Annotated in this window: 12 protein-coding genes; 3 read left to right on the top strand and 9 right to left on the bottom strand. The window is 61.3% G+C overall.

Annotated features, from left to right (window positions below):
- The first annotated feature begins 3 nt into the window (after positions 1-3).
- Entirely contained in the window at positions 4-3195 is a 3192-nt protein-coding gene (locus AAF358_02130; protein MEM7704316.1) for an efflux RND transporter permease subunit, read from the top strand.
- Between the two features lie 82 nt (positions 3196-3277).
- Positions 3278-4522, top strand: coding sequence for a hemolysin family protein (locus tag AAF358_02125; GenBank protein ID MEM7704315.1), 1245 nt, complete (start codon positions 3278-3280; stop codon positions 4520-4522).
- Positions 4523-4539: 17 nt separating this feature from the next.
- Here the strand turns inward: AAF358_02125 and AAF358_02120 are convergent, their stop codons facing one another.
- Positions 4540-5697 (bottom strand): hypothetical protein, encoded by a 1158-nt coding sequence (locus AAF358_02120; GenBank protein ID MEM7704314.1) that lies wholly within the window; start codon positions 5695-5697, stop codon positions 4540-4542.
- 168 nt (positions 5698-5865) lie between these two features.
- Complete coding sequence (locus AAF358_02115) at positions 5866-7479, bottom strand: tetratricopeptide repeat protein (GenBank protein MEM7704313.1); 1614 nt, start codon at positions 7477-7479, stop codon at positions 5866-5868.
- A 208-nt stretch (positions 7480-7687) separates the two neighbouring features.
- Between AAF358_02115 and AAF358_02110 the strand changes: the two genes are divergently transcribed.
- A complete protein-coding gene (locus AAF358_02110; protein MEM7704312.1) occupies positions 7688-9799 on the top strand; it encodes a winged helix-turn-helix domain-containing protein in 2112 nt (703 codons plus the stop codon).
- Between the two features lie 68 nt (positions 9800-9867).
- On the opposite strand, the gene AAF358_02105 is transcribed toward AAF358_02110, so the two are convergent.
- The 7 genes from AAF358_02105 to AAF358_02075 form a co-directional block, all read right to left on the bottom strand.
- Complete coding sequence (locus tag AAF358_02105) at positions 9868-11151, bottom strand: MFS transporter (GenBank protein MEM7704311.1); 1284 nt, start codon at positions 11149-11151, stop codon at positions 9868-9870.
- A gap of 37 nt (positions 11152-11188) precedes the next feature.
- The gene (locus AAF358_02100; GenBank protein MEM7704310.1) at positions 11189-11464 is read right to left on the bottom strand and encodes a hypothetical protein; all 276 of its coding nucleotides are present in this window, start codon (positions 11462-11464) and stop codon (positions 11189-11191) included.
- Positions 11464-12588, bottom strand: coding sequence for a class I SAM-dependent methyltransferase (locus tag AAF358_02095; protein MEM7704309.1), 1125 nt, complete (start codon positions 12586-12588; stop codon positions 11464-11466). Before AAF358_02095 ends, AAF358_02100 begins: the two co-directional genes overlap by 1 nt.
- Positions 12589-12649: 61 nt before the next feature.
- Positions 12650-14113 carry an NAD(P)/FAD-dependent oxidoreductase gene (locus AAF358_02090; GenBank protein ID MEM7704308.1) on the bottom strand — a complete coding sequence of 488 codons (1464 nt, stop codon included), beginning with the start codon at positions 14111-14113 and terminating at the stop codon, positions 12650-12652.
- Between the two features lie 62 nt (positions 14114-14175).
- The gene (locus AAF358_02085) at positions 14176-15066 is read right to left on the bottom strand and encodes an MBL fold metallo-hydrolase (GenBank protein ID MEM7704307.1); all 891 of its coding nucleotides are present in this window, start codon (positions 15064-15066) and stop codon (positions 14176-14178) included.
- 42 nt (positions 15067-15108) lie between these two features.
- Positions 15109-15756, bottom strand: a complete 648-nt coding sequence (locus tag AAF358_02080) for a hypothetical protein (protein MEM7704306.1) — start codon at positions 15754-15756, stop codon at positions 15109-15111.
- 84 nt (positions 15757-15840) lie between these two features.
- Positions 15841-17988 carry a TonB-dependent receptor gene (locus AAF358_02075; protein ID MEM7704305.1) on the bottom strand — a complete coding sequence of 716 codons (2148 nt, stop codon included), beginning with the start codon at positions 17986-17988 and terminating at the stop codon, positions 15841-15843.
- Positions 17989-18014: the final 26 nt, after the last annotated feature.

The raw sequence follows: 18014 nt of genomic DNA, 5'->3' as shown, positions 1-18014 counted from the left end.
GTCATGTTTGAAGCACTCGTCCGCAACGGCATCCTGACCACGGTCGTAGCGCTGATCGTATCGGTGCTCGGGATCCTGGCGGCCTTTCGCGTGCCGGTGCAGATGATCCCCGATCTGGAGGTGCGCACCGTCTCCATCCAGACCGCCTGGCCGGGCGCAACGCCCCAGGACGTCGAAAAAGAGATCCTGGTCGAACAGGAGGAATACCTGCGGACGTTACCCAATCTGCAGCGCCTCGAGTCGTCAGCGGCCAGCGGCAGTGCGGTGATCGAACTGGATTTCCCGTTTGGCGTCGACCTGACCCAAACGCTGATCGAGGTGAACAACGCGCTCAACCAGGTGCCTTCTTATCCGGAGAACGTCGACGAACCGAGGGTGTTTGCCAACAGTTACTCCGCCAATTCGTTCATGTATTTCGGCATCTCGCCGCTGCCGGGTAACCCGCGAAAGATCGACCTCAACATGATGCGGGATTTTGTGCTGGACAACGTCCGAACCCGCTTGTCCGGCGTGCCCGGCGTGTCGCAGGTGCAGATCCAGGGCGGCGCGGAGCGCCAGATTCACGTCAGGCTGGATCCCGTGCGGCTGGCCGATCGGCAGCTCACCATCGCTGACATCCGCGACGCGATCCGGTCTCGCAATCGCGACGTGTCGGGCGGCGAGGTAGAAAGCGGCAAGCGCCGGTACCTGCTGCGGACCGTCGGTCGGTTTGACTCGGTGACATCGCTCAAGGAGCTCATTGTCGCCCGCCAGGGTGACGCCCTCATTCGCCTGCGGGACGTCGCCGAGGTACAGCTGAACCACTCCGAGGTTCGGTCCTTGGCTTTCTACAACGCGGACCCGATCCTGTTCACGGCGATCAACCGTGAAGCGGGCTCCAACGTCATCGATATCAAGTACGCGATGCTAGAGGCCGTCGAACAGGTCAACCGGGACCTGCTCAGGCCCAACGGCATGTTCATGCGGTTGATGGCTGAGGACGCCGGCTATGTCGAAGCGTCGATCCGAAACGTCTGGTTCAACCTGGCGCTGGGAGCGCTGTTTGCAACGGCGGTGATGTATCTATTTCTGCGGTCCGCTCGGGCCACGGCGGTCGGTGTGTTGGGAATCCCGCTTTGTACCATTGCCGCGTTTATCGGATTGCTGGCTGCGGGTCGGACCATCAACGTCATTTCGCTGGCCGGCGTGGCCTTTGCTATCGGCATGACGCTCGACAACAGCATCGTGGTCATTGAGGCCATCGAGCTTAAGCGCCGGCAGGGACTAAGCCGGTTTCGGGCCGCGGTCGAAGGTGTGCGCAGCGTGTGGACCGCGGTCCTGGCGTCCACGCTGACAACCATTTTGGTCTTCCTCCCGGTGCTGTTCATTCAGGAGGAGGCCGGTCAGCTTTATTCCGATGTGGCGATTGCGATCGCGGCCTCGATCCTGGCTTCAATGCTGGTGGCCATCGCCCTCGTCCCGGTGGCCAGCGCCCGGCTATCGTTTGGCACAGACAATCGCCGCGCGGAAGACGGCGCGTTTAAGGCACGGCTGCTGCGGGCGATCGATAGCCTGCTCGTCTCGCCGGGTCGGCGCCGGGCAACCATCGGTCTCACCGTTACGGTCAGCCTGGCGGTGATTTTCTGGCTCACGCCACCCGCCGAATACCTGCCGGAGGGGGAGGAGCCCAAGGTGTTTGCCGTCATGAGCCCGCCCCCAGGCTACAACCTGGACACCATGGCGGCGATCGGCGAGGAGCTTCAGACCTATTTCTTACAGTTTGTCGACGACGACCCGAAGCGTTTTGACGCCGGTGAGGCCGAGGTGCCGGCGTTGCGCTATCTGAATTTTGGTGTGGCGGCGGATCGGCTTCGGATCATCTCCGAGCCGGTGCGGTCGAGTGATATCAACGCGCTCATGGACGCCATTACCCAGCGCTATCGGCGCTATCCCGGCATGCGTGCGTTTGCGGCTCGCGGCTCGATTATCTCCAGCAACGATGGCGGAACGCGCAGCATCAATCTGGATATCTCGGGACCCAGTCTGGAGGTGATTTACGAGGCGGCTTTGGCCACGTCTCGGCGTGCTGAGGAAGTCCTGGGCAATCCTCGCATCCAGTCGAGCCCGTCTTCTCTTGCCCTGTCACAGCCGTTGCTTGAAGTTCAGCCCGACTGGAGTCGGGCCGCTGAGCTTGGCCTGGCGGCCAATGATCTTGGCTACACGGTGGCCGCACTCACCGACGGTGCGTTTGTCGATGAATATTTTGAGTCGGACAACAAGATCGACATCTACCTGTACGGCACCACCGGCGGTGAGGTGGACGTCGACAGCCTCGGCGGCATGCCCATCTACACTCCTCAAGGCAGCATCCTGCCGCTGTCAGCGCTCGCGTTGATTCGCGAGACGGTCGACACCGACACCATCCGCCGGATCAACGGGCAACGCACGGTTACGCTGAACGTCATACCGCCATCGTCAATCGCGCTGGAGGAGGGTGTGGAGATCGTACGGCGTGACGTGGTCGGCGCGCTGCGGGAAAGTGGGCGGCTCCCCGTCAACGTCACCATCGATATCTCCGGCGCCAGCGACCAGCTGGACGCAACCAAAGCCGCACTGGCGGCCAACCTGCCCGTAGCGCTGGTGATTGTCTTTCTGCTCCTGGTGGCGATCTTCAAGCACTGGGGCTATCCGCTGCTGATTCTGACGACCATACCGCTTGGTATTGCGGGGGGCATTGTCGGGCTGGCGCTTTTGAACCTCGTGGGTGCCGCACTGAAGGGCCTGGGCTTTGCCGGGGTGCAGCAGCCCTTTGACATGATCTCCATGCTCGGATTTCTGATTCTGATGGGTACGGTGGTCAACAACCCGATTTTGATCGTCGATCGGGCCATCACGCAGATAAAGGAGCACGGCGCTACGGCGCTGGAAGCGGTCCGTGAGGCGATCTCAGCCCGCCTTAGGCCGATCGCCATGTCGACGCTGACCACCATCTGCGGCCTGTCGCCGCTCGTGTTTATTCCCGGTGCCGGCACGGAGCTCTATCGCGGCGTGGGAGTTATCGTCCTGTTCGGCATTCTGGGCGCTGCCGTCGTTTCGCTCACCATGCTGCCGGCTCTTACCATCTCGGTGTTGAGCTGGCGAAAGGATGAACCGCAACAGGACTGGGACCGCCCGGTCCTTGGGCCGGAGATGCCTCAGGGCGGCGGTACCTCCTGACCGACGCCATCGCGGTTGCCGGCCTCCTCCGCACTTCGCGTCCCAAGTAAACTGTAGGCGTCTGCTCAGCCTCGGAGGCCACATGCTTCTGTTCATTACCGCGGTCAGCGTTGTTCTGGTCGCCTCGTTTCTTTGTTCGATCTTTGAATCTGTCCTCCTGTCGGTGACCCGCCCACAGGTTGAGGTACTGGCCCGCAGCGGCCGGCGGGCAGGCACTCTGCTGGCAGACTTCAAAGCCAATATGGACGTGCCGATTGCGGCGATCCTGATCCTCAATACCGCAGCGCACACCGTGGGCGCGGCGGTCGCCGGCGCCAGCTACAGCAACGTGTTCGATGCCAGTACGCTGTGGCTGTTTTCGATCTTGTTCACCCTGGCCGTATTGCTCTTTACCGAGATCATTCCGAAGACGCTCGGCGTGAGTTATGCGCAGACGCTGGCTACCCCGGTGGCCTACGGCATTCACTGGCTGACCATCGTGCTGCGTCCGCTGGTTTATCTGAGTGAGCGCATCTCCCGCTCCCTGCGCCGGAGTGAAGAGACGCCGGTGACCTCACCGGAAGAAATTCGGCTGCTGGCGTTTCTTGGTATGAGCGAGGGTGTGGTCGGCCCGCGAACCGCCGGCATGATCGTCGGTGCCACCCAGCTGCAGCAGCTGCAGGCCCACGACGTTATGCTGCCGCGAACGGAGATCCAGTACCTTACCGGCACGATGAGCCGGGAGGAGGCGATCACGCTGGCGCGGGAGACGGGGCACAGCCGCTTTCCCTTTTCACCCAGCGGCAAACTTCAGGACATCAACAGCGTGATCTTCGTCAAAGAGCTGCAATACTGGCTGCTGGCCAACGAGGACCAACGCGTCGACTGGGAGCAGCTGAAACACGACACGCTGATCGTGCCGGAGACGCTCCCGCTGCCGAAGCTGCTAAGGACCTTCCAAACCAGCCATCGCCACCTCGCAATGGTCGTGGATGAATATGGTGACATCCAGGGTCTGGCGACGCTGGAGGACGTGCTGGAGGAAATTGTCGGCGACATTCGCGACGAAAGCGATCGCCCCACCAAAGATCTGCTGGAAAACGATGACGGGTCCCTCACCACCCGCGGCACGGTCGATCTGCGCACCATCTCCCTGGCGCTCAACATTCCCTGGGAGCCTGAGGATGACGTGACAACCATCAGCGGGCTGGTTACCGAGACGCTGGAGCGAATCCCCAAGATCGGGGAGACCATCAGCTGGCAGGGTTACGAAATCCGGGTGATCAAAGCGGATCGCAAACGGGCGACGGTTCTCAAGATCCAGCGTTTGCCCGGGGAACAGGCGTAGCTCGACACTCGGTTGTGTCAGCCCTCGTCAGGCGGTTGTGCTGGGTCTGGTTCCGTTAGCGCTGGTGCATAATCCTGCAGCACAAGCAGAGTGGCTTCGAGCAGCGCATACGAGGTGCGGCTGCCCGATCGGCTGAGCTGCGCAAACACCCGTTGTGCTGGGGTGGACTGCAACAACTCGATGTAGTCATCCAGCGTGGCTTCATCCACGTCGCCGAACACGTAAGGCAATATCGCCTGGGCCACAAAGGGTTCGAAGGCGCGGCGGCTGTAGCCAACACCGTCTGTCCACAATTCGGCCAACTCGCGTTTGGTCATGCCGTATTGATCGGCGACCACCGGTAAATGGACAAAAAAACCCTGGGTGCTGAAGAGAAACTGTCCCCAGCTGGCGCTGCTGGCAATGGCGAAGTAGCGTGTTGATCTCGCGGGCTCAAGCTCGACCGGTAAGGGTTTGCTGGGCAATCGATCTCGCCATCCGAGAGCGGCGCTGCTGATCGCTTGGCCGGTCGAGGTGTCCAGCCACGCTCGGACCGTCTCCAGGTCATCGAGCCGGCTCTGCGCGCCGCCGTAGATGGCGATTTGGGTTGGCCCGAGGCGCTGCTGGGCTTCTGCCCGCCACACTTCGGCCCGCGGCGCGTTGGTGTCCTCCAGCACTTCGAGCGCTTTACCCAGGGCCGCATCGCTCATCACCTTTAACGTGTGGGTAAGTCCGAGCGCTGCGCCGATCTCCAGCGCCAGTTCCTGACGACGCGCAGCCGATTCGTCACGTTGTGAAGGCTCAGCGCTGGTTATCAGCTGTTCAGTCAGCCGCTTGTCCTCAAGCGAAAGCGCCTGCAGCAGTCTCTTTTCTGCGGCGGTAAAGGCCCGGTTTTCAGCTTTGGCCCTGGCATAGATAGCCTGAGTCTGTTTCCGCACTTCTGCCTGCTGACGTTGGAGATCATCGCGAACGGTCGCCGCCGCCCCAATGTCCCTATCGGTGACCGGTAGGCCTTCCGTATCGATGTTCTCGCTTCCCTCAAGCTTGAACAGCCTGATGGCTTCCTGGGCTGCATCTTCGCGCGGCTCCGGCGTTTGGGCGTTGATGGCAGTGGCCGACAGCAACCAAAACACAACAAGCCCCACCTGGAAGAGGGGCGACTCGACAATGTCGCTGAACTTGAGCAATCGAATCATGAGGGCAAACCCACGAGAGTGAGCCTGGCCGCTGAAAGTGCTGCAGGGGAAAGTCTCGCCCCAGAGACGGGGCTTCTATGGGTTTTCATGGAGTCGGTGGTTCACTACCCGGGTTACCCTTTATTGCGGGCAGCTAAGAATAAGACCAAACCTGCTGCTTAGGAATCGCTATTCCAATTTTAATCTGGCACGCGCTGGCGGGTACCACGGGTGCAGCTCGAGACTTTTTTGCCAGGCGGCCTTGGCGCCCTGCAGATCACCTTGGCTTGCCAGCGCTTCGCCCAACATGAAGTGCGCGCTGTGCACGTCCGGATACATGATGGCGTAGCGTCGGAAAAGATCCAGCGCTCTGAGCCGCAGCTCCTTGCGGGAGTCGAGCAGCCACCCGCGGGCGATGAAAAAGGCGGGGTACTGAGCAAGAAGCTGGTCGCCGCCGCTGGTTTGCTGGGCCTCGTCCATGGCCTGTGGATCATTCGCAAACAGGCCCCGTTCAAACTGACTGACCATCGGCGCAAGGTCGCGATTGCGCGAGCGGATTTTCTCGAGGTGCTCGTCAATTTCGCCGCGTGTGAACCAACGGCCGTTGAGCATGATGCCGCTGACGGATCCGAGATTGCTGAGATCCTCCAGCGGATTGCGTTCGAGAAGAACCAGATCTGCCTGAAAATCCGGACGAACCTGACCCACCGGAACCCGAGCCGGAGACAGGCGCTCGACCAGCCTGCCGGCATGAACCGTTGCCGCGTCCAGGGCTGCTGCCCGGCTGATTCCCTTACCGGTCAGCCAGATCAACTCCTCATGGAGTGACTGGCCGGGCCATGCTCCGGCCACCGGCGTATCGGTTCCGGCCACCAGCACCTGCGCCTGCGATAGGAAGGGTAACGCCTTTGCAAGCCGCTCGTTGGCGGCCCTGATCCGGCCAACCCAGGCCTGGTCACGGCGCTGGTAGCGGTTGAAACCGGGTCGCCAGGCCTGCAGCAGGGAGGGGTGAAGCAAGGGCTTGTAGGGCTGCGCCAGCAGCTCATCCAGTGCCTCCGGCTGATTCGACATGGCGATCATCAGCGCGCCGTTGGCGGTCACCGTCTGGTTGGAGGATCGAAGCTCTCGGGCCAGATTCTCGAGCGAGGTGTCGTCATAGCTATCGATAATTTTTTCCAGCTGTTCGCCGTGCGCAATATTGACCAAAGGGCACTCTTTGAGGTCGTCCAGCCCGACGCTGTCCGGAATGTGGCCAGCCACCGCGACCCCCAGCTCCTTGGCAGCCTGACAAATCGCCTGAAACTGCGGCCGACTTAGCTCTGAATAGATCTTTACGAAATCGAAGCCCTGGCGGATCTGATGACGCACCAAGGTTGCCGCGTCCTCGGGCGTCTCCACAAAGCTCATGGGCAGCATGTTTGGCGGGTTGCCATCGATGTAGTCGCCAGCGGAGACAAAATCGGCGGTGATCGTGGGGGTTGGCCGCTGGCGAAGCGCGAGATGAGAGGGCCGGCCTCGCATATTGACGACCGTTGTAACGCCCCACGCCGGAAAAACTGACAACAGCTGTGGATGGTCCAGGTGCACATGGGTATCGATGAGCCCGGGGATCAGATACCCGTTTTTGCCGTCGATCACGCGACCTGTCACCTGGACGTCCGCTTCGGTGCTGGGGACCACCGCCGCGATGACACCGTCTTGGATCACCACGTTCGATTTTGCCGTCTGCCCTCCGGGCCCGATAACATGGGCGTTGATGATGGTTCGACTCGTTTCGGCTTCGGTTGGGTCGGGCGAACCCAAGCTGACCAGGATCGCCAGCCAAACTAGGGCGGCGTTTGCACTAGATGATTTCAGAACAACCTCCGGGGCGCCTTGCTGAGAAAAAAGTCAGTCAGCACCGTAGCCTGGCGGGCTTCCCGAAGCCTTGGGAACGCCTTGGGATTACCTTGGGAAAGGTGATTCTGCTGACATCGACTGTCCGCCGGCGCCAATCGTCAGAGACGCCTCAGTGAACGAACCCCGCACCATCGGCCCGGTCATCGCGGATCTCGCAGGGCATAAGCTCGTGCTGGGAGACCGATTTGAAGCGCTCGAGCCGCGGGCCTGCCAGGTACTCGACGTGTTGTGGCAAGGCCGCGGGCAGGTGGTCAGTCGAGAGAAGCTCTTTCGACAGGTCTGGCGGGGTGCCGTTGTGGGGGATGATGCGTTGAACCGCGTCATCTTCGATCTTCGCTCCGCTTTTCGGCGGCTGGCGCCCGATGAGACTTTTATCGAGACCGTGCGCAAAGGTGGCTATCGCCTGCTGGAGCCCGATCCGGTCGCGGCCGATACGGAGAGCGCGGCGTTGAAGGAGTTTCGCTGGCGGCTCGGTCCTGCGATGTTGCTGGCTGCCGCCTTAGTGGCTGGATTGACCTTGCTTCTTCGCTGGCTCGAGACACCGATGCCCCCACCTTTGGAGATCAGCGCCGCGTCCAAGCCCGTCACCACGGCGCTGGGTTTTGAGCTGCACCCCAAGAAGGCGGCGGCCGGTGATGGGCTTTTCTACACCTGCCAGGAAAACAGCGCCTCATTTCTGTGTGAATTGCAGCTGACGAAACCCGGTTCAAGCAACCGTGTCGCCGGGCCTGGCGTCGAGGGTGGCGTTCCCTCTCCCGACGGCAACTGGCTCCTGTACCAACAGCTGGAGCCAAGCTGCGAAATTCGGCTTCGTTCCGTGCCTTCCGGTAGCGACATGCTGCTGCGGCAGTGTGTCGCTCGCAACGACGGCAGCATGGTTTGGTCGAACGACAGCCAAGCAGTGATCTGGTCGGACAGACCGGAGCCAGGTGCGCCCTTCGCGCTGTACCGGTCCGCGACAGACGGCAGCGGCTGGCAGCGGCTGAGCGCGCCGCCGGTCGGCAGCGTGGGTGACCTTTACCCGGCGCTCTCGCCGTCGGGTCGCTATCTCGCTTTCTTCCGGGCCGGCACACCCTCTTCGCTGTCCACCTACATCACGCCCGGCATTGGCTCCGTGCTGGTCCAGGACCTCGATCAGCCGCAGGACGCCCCAAGCCCCGTGGAGGCGTCGGCGGTGGAGGTCACCGGCTTGGCGTTCGTCGACGATACCGAACTGGTGGTTGCCCGTGCCGACGCCGGCGGGGCGGGGCTTTGGCGTTATGGCAGCGCGGGCCCGGGAACCCGTTGGGCGACCGTCTCGGAAGGCATCGTGCGTTCACCGGCGCTGGCTGGCAACGAGCTCGTCTTTGAGTGGTGGCGGGCGGAGGCCAACCTGGTGGAGCTTTCGCTGGAAAGCGGAGAGGTTGCGACGCGCTATTCGTCGACGAGGTACGACTATAATCCGGCGCAGTGTCGCGATGGGCGTCGGCTGGCGTTTGTGTCGACACGCAGTGGTCGGCCGCAGCTCTGGCTGACTCAGCAGACCTCAAGGCCCGACGAGGTCTTGGAATCGTCGACTCCGCTCACCGCGTTTTCCGCCGGTAGTGTTGAGACACCGAAATGGTCGCCCGACTGCCGAACGCTTGTTGCGGAACGTCGTTCGGACGGGGCTAGCGCCGTCGTGCTGATCGACGTCGACTCCGGTGAAATCACACGGGTGGATTTGCCAGGCAACAATCGCGTGCCGGTGTACTACTCCGACCAAAAACTGCTGGTGGCGTCGGATCGCACCGGCCGCTGGGAGGTCTGGCTGGAAGATCTTGAATCCCGCAGCAGCCAACAGATCAGCGTGAGCGGCGGCTTCTATGCGCAGGTTTTCGAACAGGAGGACGGCGACCCGGCGGTGGTTTTCAGTCAATTGGGTGGGGGCGCACTCACCTTGAGTCAGGGCACCACGCTGTCGCCCCTACCCGTTACGCTGGCGCCACACCACTGGGGCAACTGGCTGATTCGGGATGCCACGGTGTTTGCCGTTGTCCTGGACGATGACGGTCGGCAATCGCTGGTGTCATGGCGCGACAACGAGCTCCAGCGTCTGCAGGAGCTGGAGCAACCCGTTCTCCGTGAGTCGGCGAACCTCGAGCTGACGGACGGCGGCCGCAGCGTGATTTACAGCACGAGAACACGGCTGACAGCGGACCTTTTTCGCATCGTTGCCCCCGGCGTGTCGGCACCGAAGGGATAGGATCAGAGTAAAGGGACACGGTAAATCTCGCTGACCCTGTCGCATGGCTCTGGCCTCACTTAGGTGAGCTAAGCCGATTTAGACAGCGGCTCCTCGACGAGCTCCGCCTGGCGTTGCGTGCTAAGGCGTTTGACCAGAAGAACGCATGTAAAGGCGACCGCCACCAGAGCAAGCAGTAGGTTAATCGCGGGGAGGTAGCTGTCGAACGCCACGCGGATTTCGCCGATGACAGCGATGCCGATTCCAGCAGCAATGGTGTCGACCGCCACGTAGATGCCCAGGATACGGCCGTAGGTGGGGCCGGAAAACAGCTCAGCGATCATGAGCTGGATCATGGTGAACGCACCCGAAAAGCCGATGCCATACACCGCGGCATACACGTAAACGAGCTTGAGGTCAGCGGATTCGATAAACCGAAGAATCATCAGGCCAACCATCAGGTTAACCACCGCGAGCAGCATAATGTTCACCTTGGCGAAATGATCGCTTAGCCAGCCAAAGGCGAATTTCCCGACTATGGAACACCAGAAAAATACGCTGAACACAAGCGCCAGAGTGCCGCCGTCAAGACCGTTGTCGCGTCCCAGGTACAGCGCCTGGTGTTGCAGTACGCCTGTGATGCAGAACCACAGGATGCCCGTTGCGATCAGCAGCAGGTAAAAAACCGGCATACGGGCGACGGTCGCCAGCGAGGCGCCGCCAAAGATGCCGACCGGTTCACTCTGTTGCGGGTTGCCATCAGCCGTGGCCAGACCGTCGGGTGTCGTGCTCAGGTCAGAGGGCCGGGTGCGCACCGGCCACAGCACCGGCAGCAGCAGGCCGACGAAACCGATAATCGATAGCGTCAGCAGCGCCGCCTGCCAGTCTTCCTCCGACAGCTGGCCGCGGATCACCAGCGGCAGCACTGCGCCGCCGGCGCTGGACGCCATGAGCAGGATGCCTACAGCTCGGCCCCGATAGACTGTGAACCATCGGCTGACAGTGACCATACACGGCACGAGGCCGCAAAGAGCCAAACCGAAGGCGAGCAGGAGGTAAGCACCCGTGAAATAGGCTAGCGAATCCATGAAGATCATGGACGCTAGGCCGGTCGCCATGATCACGGCGCCGGCAGCCATCAGTGGACGCGGCGAGTAGCGATCGAGCAGAAAACCCACCGCCAGATTATAGGCTGAGGCAAACATGAACTTGATCGCGGCCGGTCGCGTGATCTCCGCCTGATTCCAGCCAAACTCCTCCATGAGCGACGGATAGAGCAGCGGTAAGGTAAAGTTGGCAATGCCGTTGGATACGGCGTAGACCATAAACAGTCCGCCGAGCACGTACCAGCCGTAAAATACCTGCCTACTCACGAGTCGGTCCTTTGCCGGGATTGCTGCTCATTATCCGTTAGCTGCTCAGGTCGCCAATGATTTGTTCGATCAGTTTGCGACCCGCATCCATGCGTGCCGCCGCCTCTTCCCTGGAGGGCGAATAGCCATCAACGGATTCAGGCGACAGCAGGTTATGCTCGGCCAGCAGCTGCTCGTGCGTTCTGAGACGGTCTCGAAGCACGCTCAGCTCCATCGCCAGGCGCAATACAACCGCGACGACTTGATCCGGTGATAGCGCTTCCAGCTGCTCGGGACGCGGGAGCTGAAATGGTCGGTCATCTTCTAACGCCATCAGCCTTTGATCCCGCCAAAGACGTAGGTCTCGCCGGTCCCAAGCGGCTCGTATTCGGCAAACACCTGGTCAGGCTGAAAGCCGCCGTGGATGAGCGCCTGCCGCATGTCGGTGTCGGCATAGCCGGTCCAGAAGGGCTCACCGTTGTTCACCACCTGCCAGTGGTTGGTGACTTGCTTGGGGATCGACAGTCGCGCCGGCTGGTAGGGCGTATCTCCGTTAAAAAACAGGCCGCCGGGTTTGAGCAGACGGTGGGCCTCGCGCATGATCCCCGGCAGCACGTCATGCCAGGTTTCATGAAAGAGGATATGGGTGATGATCAGGTCGAAGCTGGCGTCGGGGAAACCCGTATCCCGGGCGTCGGCCTGACGGTAGTGAATCGCCAGCCCCTGATCCTCCGCCCATACGTGAGCAAACTTTAGAAACGGGGCGGACAGATCGACGCCCCAGAGCTCCGCCTCGGGAAATGCTTCCCGGTAAGCGATGGTCTGGATACCGGCACCGCAGCCCAGATCGAGGATCTTCGCAGGCTCAAGCTCGGGAAATCGTCGCTGCATGGCGCCGAGCAAAAAGCGCCCCATGCCGGGTTCACCGGCTCGTCCGACTTCGGAGATCCCCTTGGCCGCCATGTACAGTTCACCGGTGCCGAGATAGTCCATGCCCTGGCGCAGGCTGGTATCGCCGGGTCGGCCGAAATAGCCGCCAGGTTGGCGGTGAATCTCCACTTGGCGAATCGGGTCTGGAGGGACGAGCGCGTCATCCAGCTCGAGCGAGCCCCGTGTTACCCGGCCAGCCAGCGCATGACGGCGCGCCTCAAACTCGGGCAGCAGCCGGCTGCAGGTCTGGTTGAGCGATTCCCACATCAAGTCCTGCGAGGCAAAGACCGAGCTGCCCCAAAGCTGAAAAAGATGATCGTCGGCGAAGGCCTCGGTGCCCTCGTTCCGGTCTTGCGGCTTCCGGCCATGCTTTTCGACATAAGCCGGTTTGATGACGCGGTCGTAGTGCTCGGCCAGACGCGACTCCAGCGGGCCGTTAAGATAGCCTTTCAGCGCGCCGACGAAGCGCTGCCGGGCGGCTTCGTCATGCGTCGGCCGATAGACGCTCTTGAGAGGCGTTGCCGCCATCAGCGCCTTCGCGGTCCAGCGTTGCCCAAGTGGCGGGCTGGCCGCCGAGGATTCTCCGAGCTCATGAGAGCAGCTTCGCCACCTCGAAGGCCGCACGCTCGCCGGACTCCATGGCGCCTTCCATGCCTCGATTGCTGGTCGCCGTATGCTCGCCGCAGAAATGGACCCGGCCGGCGGGTTCGATGAGCGCCGGCAGGCTTTCGGTAACCTGGCCCGGCCCCCAGATCGCCCAGTCGCCGCCGGCAAAGGGATCAGACTGCCAGGACTTGATGCCGGCCAGCTCAAGCTGTCCTTTGGCCGCAGGGCGGAGCTTTTCGTAGGCTGCCATCACCCGCTGCATCGCCACTTCATCACCATAGGTATCAAGTCGATCTGCCAGGTGTCCGCGTCCCCAGGCCATCAGGCAGGTGACGTCGTTCGAATCCTCGCCTTCGCGCAGCGCCCGCACCTCGCCGGCCTCCGTGTCGGTCCACATCGCCGGGCTAAGTCCGTCCTCTTCCCAGAACGGCTTTTTGGGCACCATCACCACCTTAGTGATTCGCTGAACCTGTACGGTGCGGATGGCTTTTGCTTTCGCCGGCGGCAGCAGCGGATCAAACTTAACCCAGCGCATGGTCGGTATGGGCATTGAGCAAACCACCCGTCCCGCCTTGTAGACGCTGCCGTCATGGCAGTGAACCTCAGCCTCGGTCTTGCCGGAGCGAATGCCGACCACCTGTTTATCGTAATGAACGCCGCCATCGAGCGCGTTGGCCATCGTCTCGGGGAAGCGTTGATTTCCCCCGTCGACTTTGTAGGCGACGCGGGCGACGTCACCCTGCAGCTTGAACCAGGCCTGCACAAAGAACCACATGAGCATCGAAACGTCGTGGGCTGAGGTGCCGTATTGAACGTTGGTGTTGTAGTTGAGTTCGATGGCTGCATCACTCCAGCCTTGCTCTTTAAAGAACTCGTAGGCGGAGCGGTCATATTTCGCGCTCTGGGGTTTCATCCAGTCGGCAAAAGACGCCAGCGGGTTCTGTTTGCCGATCTCGCCCTGGAAAAAACCCCGGCCAGGAAAGCGATTCCGCGCGCCTTCAGGCATCGCGTTCAGCGGATGATTGGGCCACTCATCCCGGGAGATGAGCTTGCCGCCCAGCGCCAGCTCCACACGCTTGGGGTCGCTGTGTGCCTCCGGCGACAGCTCGCGCCGTCCCTGGTGGTCGATCAGCTTGATCCCCAGGCGCCGGGCGGTGTCCTGCATGCGGGCGTAGCCGCCGAGGATAGAGTCGCCACCCCATTCGGGGTTGCCGGTGACGGTCGGATGACTGAACAGCCGTCCGCCGGGCCGCTGGCGCGCTTCCAGGCAAAGGGTCTTGGCGCCCATCTCTTCGAGCAGGCTGGCTGCATTGAGTCCCGACAGCCCGGTGCCGATGACGATAACGTCCGGCTTGGACTTCAACGTGCTTGCGCCGGCGATCCGGGTCGTCAGTCCCGCGGCGACGCCTGCCTTAATAAATCCTCGTCGGCTGATTCCTGTGCTCATGGCTGGTAAAACCCTTCGTCATTCGTTGTCATAACACTTTGTTGCGGTCGGGCACCGCGGTCTCAGTACCCTTGTACCATCTGAAAGCCCGCGTTGCCCCGTCGAATCTGCGTAGCGGTCGGAGTTGGGAAATGCGCGGGCAGCAGCCACGCCTCCTCATCGGCGATCGTGTCGAGCATGGCCACTCGTGTCTGCGACGCCTGCTCAGGGTCCGAACAGAAACAGGATGACCAGCGGGGCTGCTCAACCTGAATCGGGTGATGGATGACATCGCCGGTCACGTAGGCCCGCTCGCCGTCTTGCTCCAGCCTGACCACCGCGTTGCCCGGCGTGTGGCCGGGTGCGCTGACCAGTCGTACGCCTTCCTCGACCTCATAGTCGCCCGGTACTTCCGTGGCCTGATTCGCCTGGAAAATGGGTTCAACGCTGTCGCCCCAGGATCCGTGATTCACCAGGTCAGGTGGATTTTCCGCCAGCACCTGGCGCCAGTAGGACGCCTCGCTTTGCACAAACACATAGCGAGCCTTGGGGAAAGTCGGCACCCAGCTACCGTTTTCCAGCCGTGTATTCCAGCCGACGTGGTCCGCATGAAGATGGGTGCAGATCACCATGTCGATATCGTCCGGCTTTAGCCCTAGCGTTGCGAGGTCAGCGAGAAACGGGCCGTTGAGTCGATGCCACGGTGGGTTGCGGGGCCGCTCTTTGTCGTTGCCGACGCTGCCGTCGATCAGGATGGTGCTGCTTGGCGTCTGTACCACAAACATCTGGAAAGACATGACAAGCCGATCGCTGATCGGGTCGTAGAGTTTGGGGTTTTGGGCGGTTTCTGTGGCCTTTACGGCCTCGGGTGTCGCGTCCGGGAAGAGGGTTCCTGGCTGCAAGAACGCCCCCTCCATCTCGACAATTCGATGGATCTTGAACGGGCCGGGTAGAGGAAAGACGCGTTCAGACAAGGTCAAAGACTCCGGTATTGACTCCTGCAGCGGCCTCGGCGTTCAGCCGAAGTTATAGGGAATCTGCTCCGGGCCGTGGTACTGCTCCACCGAGTTATCCTTCTGATAGAAGATATTCTGGATGAAGGTACCGCTCTTCTGGCTGCGCACGATCACAGCGGTCGACGTTGCTTTGTCGTCATTGTATTCGGCGTGGATTTCCCAAGGTGCAATACAGTCCACGTGACCCTCGCCGACATGGACGGTTTCGGTGGCCTCCACTTCCGCACGTTGGGGCAGATCGCCGGGCGCCCCCCCATCGGTGCGGCGAAATCGAAGCACCGACTCGGTTCCGTCGAGCACACCGTAGAGGGTCCAGGACCTGCCATGGTCGTGGATGGTGGTTTTGGCCGCTGGTTTTTTGATCAAACCGTTGATCACAAAGCCATAGTCAGGATCCTGATAAAAGATCAGGTTGGCGTGTTTCCCTTCCAGGCCGAGCTTGGCTGGGCTGGTGGGCCAGTTTCGGGCGTGGGCTTTCACTTCTGGATCCGCCAGAAGCTCTTGCAAACGCTCTGCGGCTGCGCTCCAGCGAATCGCCTCATCGGGCTCATTGGCGTGCAGGTCGCGAAGCTGGCTGATGAAACGCTTAACGGCCGGTAGCATGGGCTGCGTATCGTCGGTGGGAATCTGGGTTGCGACTTGGGTCATCGGTCTATCCGTTATGAGTGTGTCGGCCGCACCGCTGCGGCTGCAGCGGCAACGGTGAAGCCGGCGAAGTTTCGTGGCGTATATTTAGAACGCCACCGTCACCGTTGCGCCAACCTGTCTCGGCATCGGCAGGCCGACGAGGGCGACCTGACCGAAGCGGAAGCCGGAGGTTGGGGCATCCTGGTCGGTGGCGTTCTCAACAAAAACGGTGAATCGCACCTTGCCGGTGTCGATGCCGGCCCGCAGGTTCACCAGGGTCCGCGCTTCAATCGTTTCAAGGTTGATCTCGTCGATAAACATTTCGTCCCGATAGCTCACGTCACCCCGGGCGAACCACTCGGTGTTGCTGCCAAATGCGTTGAGCGGCGCCGAATACTGCAGCGAGGCAAAAGCGGAGTTTTCCGCGGTTCGTGGGGTCTGGTTACCGGACACGTCGGCGGTGCCGATCACGTCAACCGCGTTGAGCGATTCAAACACCTGAAACTCCGCGTCGATCCAGCTGTAGGCGAGCGTGGCGCTCAGGTTTTCCGTCAGGCTGGCAACCAGCGACAGATCCAGGCCCACGACCTCAGTCTCACCGGCGTTGATAAAATAGCTCCCGAACTGCGGATCGGGGTCATTGAAGCGGAAAGTCTGATCGGTCCAGTCGATGTAGTAGAAGGCGCCCTGGAAGTTGAGCCGGCCGTCCATGCCGGACATCTTGGCGCCCAGCTCATAGCTCCACATCTCCTCTTCATCCACGGTCAAAAACTCTGGCGGCGCTGAGGGGTTGAAGGTGCCGGGCTTGTTCCCTTTGGCAGCGCTGAAGTAGAACAACGTGTCTTCGCTGTGCTGATACTCCGCGAGCAAACGAGGCAGGAATGAATCGAAGTCATCCTGCTGATTCAGGCCGGTCTCCGGTACGGAAACTTCAATATCTTCCTGCTGGAATCGGGCATCCAGTGACAGGGTCCACTGGTCGGTGAAGTCATACGAAACCGAGCCGAAAACCGAGAAGTTATTGGAATTTTTAAACTCGGGCGGCAGCCGGAAGTTTCGCAGCCGCGCCTGGTCGAAGTCTTCGTCGAAGTAAGAGATGCCGGCCAGCCAGCGCAGCGGACCCTCATCCGGTGAAGTCACCCGGAACTCGAGAAAGTCGGATTGCAGCTCGCGGTCCACGACGGTTTGGAAGATGCTGCAGTCCGGGCCGACAAAAGGACCGGCATTACACAGGAACGACAGAAAGCTGACGACGTTCGGATCGTAGTTGCCGTCGGTTTCGTTCGTCGTTTCCTCTTTACCGGTGCCGGCGATGAAGTCGAGGTTGTAGCCGTTATCCAGCTGGTAGTTGACGGCCAGGTTCGCTCGAAAAGTTTCGGAATCGAGGCCGGGGTTGTTGAGCTGGTCAACGTTTCCGCCGATGACCGAGTCCAGGGGAAAGTCCAATTCACCCATGTTCAGCGGCGTGGTGGCGCGAGCTGCCTCGCCGAAGAATGCGTCAGCGTACATCAGCGTGAGGTCAGCGGTCAGGTTTTCGTTGGGGGTCCATCGCAGGGCTCCGGAAAAGGAATCAATGTCCTGCTCACCCATCTCATCCCCGTTGGTGATGTTGTTATAGGGACTGCCCTGGCTGAACGTACCGGCGCTGGCGCGGAAGAACAGCGTGTCCTCGACGATCGGTCCGGAGACCGTGCCGCTGACCTGGTACCGACTTTGTTCGGCGACCGAGGCACGGAGATTACCTCGGAGTTCGTTCGTAGGCTTCTTGGTAATGTAGTTGATGGCGCCGGAAAAGGTGGCGCGGCCGAAGAGCGCACTCTGGGGTCCTTTGATGACCTCCACGCGCTCCAGGTCGTCCAGCAAGACGGTGTAGAGCGATCCCGATACATAGACCCCATCGATGAATTTCGACGAATTCTGCAACGTTGGGTCGCCGGTGTTTGTCGAAACGCCGCGGAAGCTAGCCGACTCGCCTCGACCCTCGGCCTCGAAGCTTTCGTATGTAACGCCAGGAACGGCCGTGATCAGATCATTGATCGTATTAAAGCCCGCCTTCTCGATCGCGTCCGCCGTGAAGGCAGAGACCGTCAACGGTATGTCCAGCAGGGACTCGTCACGCCGGCGCGCAGTCACCGTGATCTCCTCAAGCAGGCTGTCTTCGTCCTGCGCAATGACCGGTTGGCTGACCGGCAGCGCCAGGGCAATTCCCAGAGCCAGCGTTGTGATCGGCGTCAAGCAAGATATTGTTTTCATCCGGATAAAGCCTCCGTTTATGATGC

It is taken from the genome of Pseudomonadota bacterium (assembly GCA_039033415.1).
Lineage (GTDB): Bacteria > Pseudomonadota > Gammaproteobacteria > Xanthomonadales > SZUA-38 > JANQOZ01.
This window is presented reverse-complemented; position numbering and strand designations above follow the sequence as displayed.

What these genes read in the sequence shown, in the direction of transcription:
- AAF358_02130 (MEM7704316.1), top strand. Translation starts at nt 4, where the DNA reads ATGTTTGAAGCACTCGTCCGCAACGGCATCCTGACCACGGTCGTAGCG.
- AAF358_02125 (MEM7704315.1), top strand. Translation starts at nt 3,278, where the DNA reads ATGCTTCTGTTCATTACCGCGGTCAGCGTTGTTCTGGTCGCCTCGTTT.
- AAF358_02120 (MEM7704314.1), bottom strand. Translation starts at nt 5,697, where the DNA reads ATGATTCGATTGCTCAAGTTCAGCGACATTGTCGAGTCGCCCCTCTTC.
- AAF358_02100 (MEM7704310.1), bottom strand. Translation starts at nt 11,464, where the DNA reads ATGGCGTTAGAAGATGACCGACCATTTCAGCTCCCGCGTCCCGAGCAG.
- AAF358_02095 (MEM7704309.1), bottom strand. Translation starts at nt 12,588, where the DNA reads ATGGCGGCAACGCCTCTCAAGAGCGTCTATCGGCCGACGCATGACGAA.
- AAF358_02090 (MEM7704308.1), bottom strand. Translation starts at nt 14,113, where the DNA reads ATGAGCACAGGAATCAGCCGACGAGGATTTATTAAGGCAGGCGTCGCC.
- AAF358_02080 (MEM7704306.1), bottom strand. Translation starts at nt 15,756, where the DNA reads ATGACCCAAGTCGCAACCCAGATTCCCACCGACGATACGCAGCCCATG.
- AAF358_02075 (MEM7704305.1), bottom strand. Translation starts at nt 17,988, where the DNA reads ATGAAAACAATATCTTGCTTGACGCCGATCACAACGCTGGCTCTGGGA.